Origin of the sequence: Archangium sp., assembly GCF_036277355.1 — a bacterium.
Classification (GTDB): domain Bacteria; phylum Myxococcota; class Myxococcia; order Myxococcales; family Myxococcaceae; genus Archangium.
In genome coordinates this window covers 40,387-53,071 of the sequence record NZ_DASUNC010000032.1, presented here as the reverse complement: position 1 = coordinate 53,071, position 12,685 = coordinate 40,387, and the positions used below count along the sequence as shown (strand labels likewise).

Sequence of the window (12,685 nt, the reverse complement as noted above, 5' to 3'; positions counted from 1 at the left end):
GCTGGGGCAGGCCTTCACCCAGAAAGCGCTGGCCTCGTTTCCACTCGTGCTCGGCTCGCTCGACGACCTGCCCACCTTCGAGCTGGGGAGCGAAGGCGGGACGGCATACCTGGTGAACGTGTCCTCCGGGCTGGTGCCCACCAAGCGGGTGGCGTCAGAGGCGTGGGACGCCAAGGAGGGAGTGAGCCTGGAAGCAGAGCCCGCGCTGCCCCAGGAGGCAGCAGGGGCCTCCCAACGCATGGCCCTGTACTTCGAGCCGGTGAAGCACAGCTTCCAGGCCCGCTACGGCTCCTCGACGGAACCGGGCACACGCAGCCGCGCCTTCCACCCGCTGGAGTGGGTGCGCGTGGAAGTCCACGGGCCACAGCCGCGCACCCAACTCATGACGGCCATGGAGTTGGCCCTGCACGCCTCCCTGCCAGACAAAGCGCTTGTCTGGGCGGCGGTCATCCGCATCATCGAGATGCGCACGTTCTACCGCGCCCTGTATGCCTTGACGAAGGCACCGCTACCGCCCGTCTTGCCGGCGACCGCCGCGGAAGGCAGCGCCCTCGCCGCGGCGCAGAGGACGGCGGTACGTCAGTTCGTGGGCCGCACGGCCCTGCTGACGACGCTGGCGGTGGTGGACACCTGGCGCGCGGAGCTGTCGCGGACGGCGGAGGGACGGTCCTTCCTCGCGGTGCATGACCTGGCACTGCTCGCACTGGCCGGGCGAGACATGTCCAAGCTCCTCGACTCGGGCATATGGCGCGAGCTGGCGTACCGGGGCGGGCTGCTGCTCAGTCCGTCTGGCGCACGGGCCTCGGCGGGACTGCGCGAGTCCGTGGAGTCCATACAGGCCCTGGCCAAAACGTTGGAGCGGATGCTCGCCGAGGGCAAGGCCGTTGCGACACCGGACGGACTGCGGTTTTCCCTTCCTGGCGGCGCCGAGGCCTTCAAGCAGGCCTTCTTCGCCATACGCGGAGAAATGGCCGCCGCACGGGCCCTCGGCGGCATTCGCGGCGCGGGGCTCGCGGCAGAGGGAGCCGAGAAGACGCTGGAGGCGTTGAAGCTACTGGCGGCGGAGAGCCAGGAGATGGCGCTCGCCCACGGTGCGGTGGCGCGGCGCGCGGCCGCGCTGCCGGCCGACAAGGCCCAGGCGTACCTCGCCGCCGTGGAATCGCTGCGCGCCGCCACGCGCGCTACGGCGAAGCCTGCGCTGGCGCAGGTGCTGAGGCGCTCCGGGGCCTCGAGCGTGGCGGACCCGCTCGCCTTCCTGAAGGAAGCCGAGTGGCTGGTCAGCCACCCGGAACTTGAAGCCGAGGCCGTGGCTACGCTGGCAAGCAAAGCTTGCAGGGGCAGGGTGGACCTGGGCTGGCTACGCACGACAGGACTGACCCTGGAGGATCTCAACGCCATGGCCAGGGACAGAAATACGCCCTGGAGGCTGTTTCAGCGGGCAGCGGCGGAACCGGGGAACCTGGCGAAGCAACTGCAGGCGCGTGAACAACTCCGAGGCATCGCAGCTGAACTACTGACAGAGCGCAATGCGCAGAAACTCTTCCCGGGCTTCCGGATGACCGGGCGGCAGGTGCCTTTGAAAGGAGGGCACATCATTGATCGCGAGTTGACTTCGATAGACGGCTTGAGACTTCAACACGGGGTAGAAGTCAAAGGATGGAGCGACAACAAGTGGCGTACGGCGCTCGACGCATGGACGGCCAAGCAGCGCGCCAAGACCCTCAACAAAGGGCAGCAAGTGCTGATCGATCAACTCCAGCGCCTTCTCGACCAACTCACCGACGCGGCGAACGCCCCACGAGGGACGCCGTTCCTGGTCAGCACAGACACACTGAGCGGGCCGACGAAGGTCAAGTTGAACAATTTCCTAAAGGAGAAGGCACCAGGAGTTCCGCACATCGAGATAAATGAGGCTCAAATTCTAGAGAAGACAAAACAATGGCGCGCGGCACTCCGGCTGCCAGAGGACTTGTCCGGAGGCAAACCATGAGCCGCATTCCTCTCTGGGCGGTCCTGACTCCCGGCGAGCCGACGCGGCTTGCGAGCCGTGTCCGTATCGCGTTGATGCTGGACGAGGACGAAGCTGACGGGACAGAACCGTCCTTCGAGCTCATCCAGGGCAGCGGCCCCTACCACGCCATCGTGGGATTCAATCTCATGGACGTAGGCGTCGAAACGCAACTCGCCGAGGAAATTTCGCTCGAATGCGATGAGCCCGTTTACTCGATCGATCAGGCTTCCGATGCTTGGACAATCTTCTCATTTCGGAAGGGAGTGGAAGAGGTCGAAGAGGTGAGCCCAGAAGCCCTTGCGAAGTCTCTCGGATGCCCTCTTCCTGGAGGCGCTACGACTTCCGAGGACCCTGCGAGAACTCCGCTGCGAACGGTCGCACTGATAGAGGGAGTCACAACAGAGGAGGCACGACGCGCGTTGGAAGAAGACCATGGCGAACCACTTCCCGCGGGGCACTATCACTTCAAGGACACACCGCAAGGCCTCGTGCTCTCGGGAGGAGCAGGGGGCATGAATTTCGCACACATCACATTGTCGGAACGCTTCCCGCATGCAACTGTATATGGGGTGACCGCATCTCCCGCGCTGGATGAGTTCTCTACAACTGTAATCAAGGGGGGCGAGGGCATTGAAGAATTCTCGCGTCCGCCCCAGGCATTCCCATCATTCCCTGTTGCTAGCACTATCAAGGGAGAGAGTTCACCCGAGCGGATTCTCGCGGCGCTGGGCATCCCAGCCGAGTGGTTCCAGGACGAGTGAGTGGATTGCGCGCCAGAAGCTCGAGGAAACCCAGGTCCGCGTGGGCCACCGCGTCTGGCTGCCCTTCGTCCGCGCCTGGCGCTCCATGCGCTCGCGCCAGTCCCTCCTCGACTCTTCTCTCACCCAGCTCTACCGCTCCGCAGAGCGCCACCGCTCCTGAGCCACCACCTCACGGCTGGTGGACCGTTCCCACCGTCTCGCCCCGCAGGAAGCGCTCCACGGCGTGGAGCACCTCGCGATCGGACGTGAGCGCCACGTGCTCGGCGGCGCTGTCCACGCGCTGATACGTCATGGGCAGCACCGGCACCGCTCGCGCGGACAGCACCGAGCCATCTCCATCCGCTCGCGCCGGGTGCTCCACGTCCAGCTTCCCATCCACCCACCGCATCCCGCTCACCGTCGGCCTCCCCGTCCCCACCACCACCAGCGTCTCGAATGGAGCCGCCGGCAGCCCCGGCTTCGGCCCGAGTGCCTCGTGCAGTTCCCGGTGCGCCTCCAGCATCCGCACCAGCTGCGCCCGGTATGCCTCGTCCTCCCGCAGCGCCGCGTCCGCGAAGGGCCCCCAGCCCTCCTTCCACCAGACCGCTGCATCAAAGGCATCCAACTCGACGGGCCTCCCCTCCGCGTCCACGAAGAAGTCGCTGCGCGTGGACAGCAATTGGAACGCGGACGCGAAGGTGAACAGCGCCTCGGGCGCCAGCAGGGCCCGGTTGCGCAGCGTCTCCGTGCCCACCTGCAGGTCATCGAAGAGCCCCGGGCCTCCCGTGAACGGCGTGCCGAGGATGACCACCCGCTTCACGTGCTCGGCCCCCACCCACGGGCGCTCACCCGTCCGCGCTCCCCCGTGCAGCAGGCAGTGCATCGTCACCAGCCCGCCCATGCTGTGCGCCACGATGTTCACCTTCCGCTTCCCTCCCCCTTCCGCCACCAGTTGCTCGATGCGCTCGCACAGCGCCCCCGCGCTCTCCCGGATGTCCTTCCTCCAGTCGTACGAGAACGGCACGAACCCCGGCAGATGGTCCCTGCCGAACTCCATGAACGAGCGGTACGCATCCACCGACACGAAGAACGCCGACAGCTGCGTCATCGGCCCATCCGGCCGCAGCGGCCCATGGCTCGGCACCGGGCGCTGGCCCGGAAACGGCAACGCCAGCGTGCGCTCCCCTCGCGACAGCGCCTGTCCCACCGTGAGCCAGGCCCGCTCGGGCTCGGGGCCCTCGGTGACGAGGAAGCTGCCCCGGTAGCCGGGGACGAGAATCGTCACCTCCTCCCCCGTGGGCGGAGGCACGATGACCCGCGCGGCACCGCATCCAGCGAGGAGCACGCCCCACAGCAGCAACACGACACACGAGCGGTGGACTGTCTTCATGGCGCGCAGCTTCCGGGGGAAGCCCCCCCCTCGCAAGGCTCCTGTCTCCCCGCCCGGCGGCCGGACACACGAGGCTCCCTCCTCCCGCCCTGGCCCGCTGACGCCGCCCGGCACCGTTCGCACCTTCGGGCAAAGGAGAGTCCAATGGCGAACGATCCCCTGGAGAAGATGCACCAGCGCGAGCGTGAGCAGGAGCGGGAGCGGTTGCGCGAGCTGGAGGCGAAGGACCTGGAGGTGGAGTCGAAGCGGGGCCCGCGCCCGCTCGAGGGTTACGCCGGAGGCCACACCACCTGGGCGAGCAAGCAGGACGATGAGGCCGCCGCCGAGGTGCATGCCCACGACGCGGAGGACTCCTGGTCCGAGAGCCAGCAGCAGGTGGCGCGGCTCTCTCCCCGCACCGAGGCCCCCGCCCGCAAGGACGAGGAGCCCCAGCAGTAACCGCCCCCGTCAGGGCACCATCACCTGCTCGGGTGTGAGCATGAAGGTCTCCCGGGGACAAGCCTGCGCATCCCACCTTCACGCCCCCAGCGAGGGAACGGCCCTCCCGGCAGCGCCCGCTCCCTCGCCCGGTACGGTGGGAATTCTGGAAATATCGAATCCTACCGTCTTGCTGAATTCTCAGGGAATGAGTTAGCCACGGGGGAAGCCCTTCACCCCTGGAGGCGAGCCCATGCTCACCCGCCCGTGGTCCCTGTTGCGTCCCCTGCTGTTGCTCACGCTGTTGCCCACGCTCGCCTGGTCCCAGGGCCTGCGCTTCACCACCCTGGACATCGGCCAGGGCGACTCGGCGGTGCTCATCGCGCCCGGCGGGTGCGTGGCGCTCTTCGACGGTGGCCCCACCGGCTCGGGCCCCACCATCAAGGCCTACCTCAAGTCGCTGGGGGTGACGAACATCGACATGGCCTTCGTCTCGCACATGCACGCGGACCACATGGGCGGCATCGACGAGGTGGACGTGGGCACCGACGCCGTCTCCATCGACGCGGTGTACGACCACGGCGGCACCTACAACTCGAGCGCCTATGACGCCTACGCCAGCCACTTCAGCGGCCGGCGCAACACCGTGTACCGCGGGCAGAGCTTCTCGCTGTGCGGCGAGGTGACGCTCACCGTGGTCGCCGCCAACGGCAACGGCGTCTCCAGCACGGACGAGAACACCAAATCCGTCACGGTGAAGATCTCCTACGGCGCCTTCGACGGGCTGGTGGGCGGAGACCTCACCAGCACCCCGGACGTCGAGTCCACCCTCCTCTCCGACGTGGGCGAGCTCGAGCTGTACAAGGTGCACCACCACGGCTCGCGCAACTCGTCCGGCAACCCGCTCCTGGACGTGACCAACCCCACCGTGTCCTTCATCTCCGTGGGCCGCGACAACACCTACGGCCACCCCACCGCCGAGTGCTTGGATCGGCTGACGGCGCACGGCTCGGCCATCTGGCAGACGGAGGACCCGGCCACCAACAGGGTGCTGGGCCACATCCAGCTGAGCTCCTCCACGGGTGACACCTTCACGGTGACGCAGGGCACGCGCAGCGTCTCCTATGCCTCCAAGGGCGTGGGTCCGGACACCCGGCCTCCCTCCGTGCCGGGCGCGCTGGTGGCCAGCGCCACGTCCTCCACGGAGATCTCCCTGTCGTGGAATCGCTCCACCGACGACGTGGGCGTGACGGGCTACCGGGTGTACCGGAGCACCAACGGCGGCGCCTACGCGCTGGCCGGGACGTCCACCACCACCGGCTTCGCGGACCTGGGCCTGACGGCCGGCGTCACCTACGGGTACCAGGTGACGGCCGTGGACGCGGCGGGCAACGAGTCCTCGCCGGCCAGCGCCTCCACGCGCACGCCCGCGCCCGGCATCACCGTCACCGGCCCCAACGGCGGCGAGAGCCTGGCCGGCGGCGGCGCCAGGGCCATCACCTGGACGTCCCAGGACATCTCCAACGTGAAGCTCGAGTACACGCTCGACAACGGCGGCTCCTGGCAGGTCATCGCCAGCAGCGTGGCCGCGTCCACCGGCAGCTACTCGTGGACGGTGCCCAACTCGTCCAGCACGGCGGCCCGGGTGCGCGTCACGGATGCCTTCGGCTCCGCCTCGGACATGAGCGATGGCACCTTCACCATCACCGCCGTCGCCACGCCCGCCAGGGTCATCCTCAACGAGATGCTCGCCAACGAGCCCGGCAGCGACACCGACGGGGAGTTCGTGGAGCTGGTGAACGTGGGCAGCGCGTCCATCGACATCAGCGGGTGGACCATCTCGGATGCCACCTCCGTGCGGCACACCTTCGCCGCGGGCACGGTGCTCGGCGCGGGCAAGGCCATCGTGGTGTTCGGCGGGGCCACCGCGATTCCCTCGGGGACTCCCAACGCCGTGGCCGCCTCCAGCGGCGCGCTCAGCCTCAACAACAGCAGCGACACCGTGACGGTGAGGAACGCCGCGAAGACGAGCATCGACTCGTTCAGCTACACGAGCAGCCTGGCCAGCCAGGACGGCGTGTCCATGAACCGCAACCCCGATGCGAGCCCCACCGGCGGCTTCGTGCTCCACACGAGCCTCTCCACCCGGAGCGCGTCACCGGGCCTGCGCGTCAACGGCAGCGCCTTCTGACCCCAGCTCCAGCACCGCCGCGCCTCGCACGCGCCCTTCCCGCAGTGCCGCCAGCGCCTCGTTGGCGGCCTCCAGCGGGAAGGGCTGTACCTCCGTGTGCACCGGCACCCGCGGGGCCAGCGCGAGGAAGTCCAACCCGTCCTGCCGCGTGAGGTTCGCCACCGAGCGCACGGTGCGCTCGCCCCACAGCAGGGAGTAGGGAAACGCGGGGATGTCGCTCATGTGGATGCCCCCGCACACCACCGTGCCTCCCTTCACCACCGCCGCCAGCGCCACCGGCACCAGGCTCCCCACCGGCGCGAAGAGGATGGCCGCGTCCAGTGGCTCGGGCGGCAGCACGTCCGAGTCCCCCGCCCACTCGGCCCCCAGCCGCAGCGCGAAGTCCTGCGCGGCCACGTCTCCCGGCCTCGTGAAGCCGAACACCCGCCTCCCCTGGTACCTCGCCACCTGGATGAGCACGTGCGCCGCCGCGCCGAAGCCGTACAGGCCCAGCCGCCCGGCGTCCCCCGCCATCCGCAGGCAGCGGTAGCCGATGAGTCCCGCGCACATCAGCGGCGCCGCCTGCAACGGTGGGTAACCCGGTGGAATCGGGAAACAGAAACGGTGGTCCGCCACGGTGTACTCCGCGTAACCGCCGTCGATCTGATAGCCCGTGAAGCGCGCGTTGTCGCAGAGGTTCTCCCGGCCCGTGAGGCAGTAGCGGCACGTGCCGTCACTCCACCCCAGCCACGGCACCCCCACCCGCGTCCCCGGCGCGAAGATGCCCGCACGCTCGCCCGCCTTCACCACCGTGCCGATGATCTCATGCCCCAACACCAGCGGCAGCTTCGGCCTCGTCAGCTCCCCGTCCGTCACGTGCAGGTCCGTCCGGCACACCGCGCACGCGTGCACCTTCAGCAGCAGCTGCTCGGGACCCGGCTCCGGGATGGGCCGATCCTCCAGCCGCAACGGCTCTCCCGGCGCATGCAGCACCATCGCTCGCATGGGACCTTCCCACCCGGGGCTCTCGTTCTCTGGGTTCTCGTTCTGGGCTCTCGAAGAGGAGCGCGTCCGGCACGGGCTCGCCTGCCCCACACCCACCATCCGGTACCCACCCCGTCCCGCACCGGACATCAACTGATCGTCCCGTGCCGGGCACGCATCTGGAACCTGGGGACGGTTTCTCCGGTGGGAACCCCCTCCACAGAGGCACGGCCGAGGGGCGGAGATCCAACCCGGGGCTCGCTTCCTTCCTCACGGTGGGGAGCACGGGGACGGATACCCTCACCCCGTCCCTCTCCCGGAGGGAGAGGGGAGATTGGCTCAGATCTGCAGGCCCGCGATCAGGCCCGGCCACGTCTGGACTCGCACCCGCTCCGAGTCGTAGACCGCGCCCAGCTTGAAGCGGTCCACGCCCCGCACCTCTTCATCCACGAAGGACACGAGCGTGTTCGCCGTCAGTCCTCCGAAGATCGCGAAGTGGCGGTACGGCTGCCAGCCCGCCATGACTCCCGCGCACACCGAGACCTGGAGCTTCATCGCCTGACCCTTCCTGGAAATCACAGCCATCGGCGACTGAAACACCGGCACCCCGCACACCTGTCACCTGCTCCCTTCATCCCCCATGCTGACGCGCACCATTCGATGGGCCACGGGCCCCGCCACCCGCAACCCCCGCCACCTCGAGGACAACCTGCGCGCGGGCTCCGGGCGCCTGCCCGACGAGAAGACCCGGGCCCGCAGGGTGCAATACCTCGGCCCGTAGCCGCGCTCAGGCTTCTTCGATCTGCGGCTCGTACACGAGCTCGCCCTGGAGCGTGAAGACGAGGCCGGTGCCCAGCTCGCCCTCCTCGTCGTCACGGCCCACCTCGAGCTGCTGCGTGTCCTCGTCCCACTGGCCCGCGTAGTACTCGCCGCCCGCCGCCATCCACGCCCTGTCTTCCGCCACGAGCGTCTCCACCGTCTCGCCCTTGTCGCTGGTGGCCAGGTAGACGCTCCACTCCACGCCATCCTCCTTCAGGTGCGACACCACGTCGGCGAGCTCCTCGTCCTTGGGCGTGCCCCCCTCCTGCGCCGGCGTCACCTTCCACTTGCGCTCGTCCGCCTTGGGCTTCTGCGCCAGCCAGCCGCGCACCAGCGCCCGCATGGCCTCCTCGGCCTTCTCCTGCAGCCCCTTCATGTTCCCCGGCAGCCCCACCTCGTCCAGCGCCATCAGCGCCGTCTCCAGCTGGATCGCCTTCAGGGCCCACTCGTTCATCGCCGTATGCAGCATCGCCGTCCATCTCCTCGGGCCAGGTGCGGCCCGCACTTCCATCCCGGGGCACGTCCCGCGGGCAGGGCGCTGCCCCCTATCACGTTCCCTCCCCACGTGGGGCCCCTCCTCCGCCTCCGACTCCCGTCCAGATGCCCTGTCCACCCGCCAACGCCAACACCGGCCAACGGAGCGCGTCCGCCGAGGCTCTCGCCAAGAAGCCGGGCACTGCGCACCTTTACGGACATCCGCTGCGCGTGGGGCGGAGGGAGGGGCGCATGCTGGGGGGCGAGCGACAGGAATGGAGCCTCGGTGCGCTGGCCATGCCCCAGGCAGCGCGGGTGTTGGCGGTGCTGCACCCGGTGTGCGCCGTGTTGGGCGTGGCCCTGCTCGCGGTGCTCGTGCAGCGCGCGGGCGCCGAGGAGCTGGGACGATTGATGGCGCATGCGGCGCCGTGGCTGCCCCTGGTGCTGCTGCTGGAGGTGGCGCGCCTGTCCCTGGACGCGGTGGCCACGCGGGCGGCGTACGGCGGCCGGGCGCGGGAGGTGCCCTGGCGCTGCCTGCTCCGCGCGCAGCTCATCGGCACGGCGGTGGCCAGTGTGGCGCCCGCGGGACGCGCCTCGGGCGAGGCGGCGAAGGCGGCGCTGCTCAGCCCATACACGGGCGGGGCCACGGCCCTGGCGGCGGCGGCCACCTCGCAGGCGGCCTCGCTGGTGGCCGGAGGCCTCCTCTGCCTCGCCTGTACCTTCGCGGCGTACCTGCGCACGGGGGCCTCGTGGCTGACGCTCGTGCTCGGCGTGCACGCGCTGGGGCTGCTGCTCGTGGGCCTGGGCATGCACGCGGGGATGCACGGCCGCGCGCTGCCGCCCCTCGGGCCCCTCGTGGCCTCGCTCCTCGGCCGGACGCTGCAGGCCGTGCAGTACGGCACCCTGGCCCTGGCCGTGGGCATCGACACCACCACGGTGGAGGCGCTCCTCGCCGAGGGGCTCCACCTGGTGTCCCTGGTGGTGGGCGCCCTGGTGCCCGGAGAGTTCGGCGTGCGCGAGGGTGCCTTCGCGCTCTCGGCCGGGGCCTTCGGCACCACCCCGGCCCGGGCCATGTCCGTCGCGCTGCTCGCCCACGGCACGCAGGGCGTGTTCGTCCTGCTCGGCTCGCTCACCCCCCTGGTGTGGAAGGTGCATCCCCCTTCCTGGGCCCCCCATGCTCGTTAGGGCTCCAAGGGAAGACAGCGGCGTCCCCCGGCTGGAGGGCGCAGGGACTGCACGGCCCGGGGTGCGTCCGCGCATGAATTGCGCCCAACACTCGCCGCGCCCGGGTGCAGCGGTTGGCACGCATCTTCCAGTAAGTCATGAGCATGAAAGGAGGCCTTCCCATGATGGTGGAAACAGTGCCTGGCCCGGCGGACGTGACGACACAACCGCTGGCTCCCCGCCTCGAGCTCCAGGGAGCCTTCGATGTCCGGGCGGCCCGGAGCGCCCTGGAGACGCTCCGGCGGTATACCGGCACGGAGGCGGTGCTCGTGGACTTCAGCAAGGTGAATTCCTTCCAGGACTGCGCCCTGGACCTCTTCACCCGGGAGCTGAGCCAGTTGCCGGAGCTCCGCCTCCAGACGCGGGGACTGCCCGGCCACCCGGCGCGCATCCTCCAGTACCTGCGCATCGACCCGCGCACCCTCGCGCCGCTGAGGATGAGCCGCCGCCTCCCCGTGGTCCGCTCGCCCTGGGACGACCACGACTTCGACGACTGAGCACGAGGGGGTAGACTGCCCCCCCTCGTGACCAGAGCCCTGCTCCTCGGCCTCGTCCTCGTCTGTCTCCCCACCTTCGCGCAGGAGGCGCCCCCCGCCGAGCCCCAGGGACTCGCGGCGGTGCGGGCCCGCGGCGAGCTGCTGTGGGGCGCGGATGCCCAGGGCGGTGCCCCCTACGTCTTCCAGGACCCCATGGACCCCAACCGCCTCGTCGGTTTCGAGGTGGACCTGGCGGAGGCGCTCGCCGCGAAGCTGGGCGTGCGCGCGCGGCCGGTGCTCGGCCCGCTGGCGCGCGACGGCACGCTGCGGCGCATCTACGAGCGGTGGGGCCTGTGGAACGCCGAGACGGCGCAGTTGCTGGGTGACGCGGACCCGAGCCCCCGGGGCGTGCCGGAGCAGTACGAGGCCTGGCGCGCGGCGGTGGGCCGGGTGCCACCCGTCCTCGAGCGCGTGAGGGAGCGCTACCCGGCCACGCTGTCGCTGTTCGCCCGCGGGGCGGTGATGACGCTGGGCGTGTCGCTGCTGTCCATGGCCCTGGCGGTGGCCGCGGGCGTGGTGCTCGCGCTCACCCGCGTCTACGGCCCCCTGCCGCTGCGCTGGCTGGCCACCGCCTATATCGAGGTGGTGCGCGGCACGCCGCTGCTGGTGCAGCTCACCCTGGTGTACTTCGGGCTGCCGCAGCTGGGCCTGCGCCTGGAGCCCTTCACCGCGGGCGTGCTGACGCTGGGGCTCAACTACGCGGCGGCCGAGGCGGAGAACTACCGGGCGGGGCTCGCCAGCGTGCCCGCGGGCCAGCACGAGGCGGCGCGGGTGCTCGGCCTGTCGCGCTGGCAGACGCTGCGGCACGTCGTCATGCCCCAGGCCGTGCGCATCTCCCTGCCCCCCATGACGAATGACTTCATCGCGCTGCTCAAGGACAGCTCCCTCGTGTCCCTGGTGACGCTCACCGAGCTCACCCGCACCTATCTCAACCTCGCCAACGCCATGAGGGACCACCTGGGCCTGGGCCTGCTGGTGGCCGCGCTGTACCTGCTGCTCGGCCTGCCCTTCGCGCGGCTGGCGCGCACGGTGGAGGCGCGGCTCGGCCGGCACCTGAAGGAGGTGCCGAGATGATACGGGTCGAGGACCCGAGACCGTGCTCGTGCTGGACCACGGCCACCTCGTCGAGCAGGGCCCGCCCGCACAGGTGTTGGACGCGCCGCTCCACGAGGCCACGCGCCGGCTGCTCGCCCAGGCGCATGACTGAGGGCGCCCCACCCGTCACCATCCAAGCCGAAAAATTACCCTAGAATCGAACTACGAGTAAAACTAGAATTCTCTTGGAATTCGGTGCAGCCTCCCGCCGCCTTCTCGAAGGCACTGACTCCGGAGGTGCTCACCACGGCCTCCCCCCTCCAGGTCTCACACGATGAGCCCGCCTGGAGGCTCCACCCCCTTCCCTGAATGGGAGCAACACGCATGAGCTCGCAATCGCTGTTCCGCGCTCTGGCCGCTGCTGGTCTGTCGCTCGCCGTCGTCGCCTGCGGTCCCCAGGAGGAGCTGTCCTCCCACGAGATGAACCCGGCCGCCATCGGGGCGCCGCTCGCCAGGCAGCGGCTGAGCCCGGTCGAGGCGCGCGCCGCGGCGGCCGCCGCCATCTCCGGCGTCATCACCACGGATGAGGTGCTCGGCATCTCCTACGTCCGTCCGCACGGGGTCCGCCCCGCGATCGTCGCCGACGAGGTGCCCGCCTACGAGGTGTCCGTGACGTGGGCCGACAGCACCGGCGTGCCCGTGCGGGAGCTCGTCTACGTGGACCTGTTCGACGGCTCCGTGCTGCTCCGGGTGCCGCTCGACTGAGGGAGTCCCGCCCCCAGGGGGAGGGGGAGGGCATGGCGCCCGCTCCCCCGCCTGGGGCCGGGGCACACCGGGGGGCGATCGCGCTCCGGTCCCGGTTGCAACGGCTGCGCACCGTACTCA

The 12,685-nt window shown here is 69.9% G+C and carries 13 protein-coding genes; 9 read left to right on the top strand and 4 right to left on the bottom strand.

All coding sequences use genetic code 11. The features are described from left to right. Both VFZ09_RS08110 and VFZ09_RS08105 read left to right on the top strand, forming a co-directional pair. A partial coding sequence (locus VFZ09_RS08110; RefSeq protein WP_329726920.1) for a hypothetical protein occupies positions 1–1,990 on the top strand: 1,990 nt, incomplete at its 5' end. Continuing rightward, on the top strand, positions 1,987–2,772 hold the full coding sequence (locus tag VFZ09_RS08105; protein ID WP_329726919.1) for a hypothetical protein: 786 nt from the start codon (positions 1,987–1,989) through the stop codon (positions 2,770–2,772). The genes VFZ09_RS08110 and VFZ09_RS08105, both read left to right, overlap by 4 nt. Positions 2,773–2,941: 169 nt before the next feature. Here the strand turns inward: VFZ09_RS08105 and VFZ09_RS08100 are convergent, their stop codons facing one another. Next, complete coding sequence (locus tag VFZ09_RS08100) at positions 2,942–4,141, bottom strand: lipase family alpha/beta hydrolase (RefSeq protein ID WP_329726918.1); 1,200 nt, start codon at positions 4,139–4,141, stop codon at positions 2,942–2,944. Between the two features lie 144 nt (positions 4,142–4,285). Here VFZ09_RS08100 and VFZ09_RS08095 point away from each other — a divergent pair, with 144 nt between their 5' ends. Both VFZ09_RS08095 and VFZ09_RS08090 read left to right on the top strand, forming a co-directional pair. Next, complete coding sequence (locus tag VFZ09_RS08095) at positions 4,286–4,579, top strand: hypothetical protein (RefSeq protein WP_329726917.1); 294 nt, start codon at positions 4,286–4,288, stop codon at positions 4,577–4,579. Positions 4,580–4,811: 232 nt separating this feature from the next. Further along, positions 4,812–6,749, top strand: coding sequence for a lamin tail domain-containing protein (locus VFZ09_RS08090; protein WP_329726916.1), 1,938 nt, complete (start codon positions 4,812–4,814; stop codon positions 6,747–6,749). On the opposite strand, the gene VFZ09_RS08085 is transcribed toward VFZ09_RS08090, so the two are convergent. Then, on the bottom strand, positions 6,714–7,733 hold the full coding sequence (locus VFZ09_RS08085) for a zinc-dependent alcohol dehydrogenase family protein (RefSeq protein ID WP_329726915.1): 1,020 nt from the start codon (positions 7,731–7,733) through the stop codon (positions 6,714–6,716). The two genes, VFZ09_RS08090 and VFZ09_RS08085, sit on opposite strands and share 36 nt — an antisense overlap. A 318-nt stretch (positions 7,734–8,051) precedes the next feature. After that, a complete protein-coding gene (locus VFZ09_RS08080) occupies positions 8,052–8,267 on the bottom strand; it encodes a hypothetical protein (protein ID WP_329726914.1) in 216 nt (71 codons plus the stop codon). Between the two features lie 85 nt (positions 8,268–8,352). On the opposite strand from VFZ09_RS08080, the gene VFZ09_RS08075 reads away from it, so the two are divergent. Continuing rightward, complete coding sequence (locus VFZ09_RS08075) at positions 8,353–8,493, top strand: hypothetical protein (RefSeq protein WP_329726913.1); 141 nt, start codon at positions 8,353–8,355, stop codon at positions 8,491–8,493. Between the two features lie 6 nt (positions 8,494–8,499). Here VFZ09_RS08075 and VFZ09_RS08070 read toward each other — a convergent pair whose 3' ends face one another. Next, positions 8,500–9,000 carry a hypothetical protein gene (locus VFZ09_RS08070; protein ID WP_329726912.1) on the bottom strand — a complete coding sequence of 167 codons (501 nt, stop codon included), beginning with the start codon at positions 8,998–9,000 and terminating at the stop codon, positions 8,500–8,502. Between the two features lie 257 nt (positions 9,001–9,257). Here VFZ09_RS08070 and VFZ09_RS08065 point away from each other — a divergent pair, with 257 nt between their 5' ends. The 4 genes from VFZ09_RS08065 (at position 9,258) to VFZ09_RS08050 (ending at position 12,565) form a co-directional block, all read left to right on the top strand. Continuing rightward, a complete protein-coding gene (locus VFZ09_RS08065; RefSeq protein ID WP_329726911.1) occupies positions 9,258–10,190 on the top strand; it encodes a lysylphosphatidylglycerol synthase domain-containing protein in 933 nt (310 codons plus the stop codon). Between the two features lie 161 nt (positions 10,191–10,351). Next, positions 10,352–10,726, top strand: a complete 375-nt coding sequence (locus VFZ09_RS08060; protein WP_329726910.1) for an STAS domain-containing protein — start codon at positions 10,352–10,354, stop codon at positions 10,724–10,726. 27 nt (positions 10,727–10,753) lie between these two features. Continuing rightward, positions 10,754–11,839 (top strand): ABC transporter permease subunit, encoded by a 1,086-nt coding sequence (locus tag VFZ09_RS08055; protein ID WP_329726909.1) that lies wholly within the window; start codon positions 10,754–10,756, stop codon positions 11,837–11,839. Between the two features lie 345 nt (positions 11,840–12,184). Further along, positions 12,185–12,565: a hypothetical protein gene (locus tag VFZ09_RS08050; protein ID WP_329726908.1), complete on the top strand. Its 381-nt coding sequence runs from the start codon at positions 12,185–12,187 to the stop codon at positions 12,563–12,565. Positions 12,566–12,685: the final 120 nt, after the last annotated feature.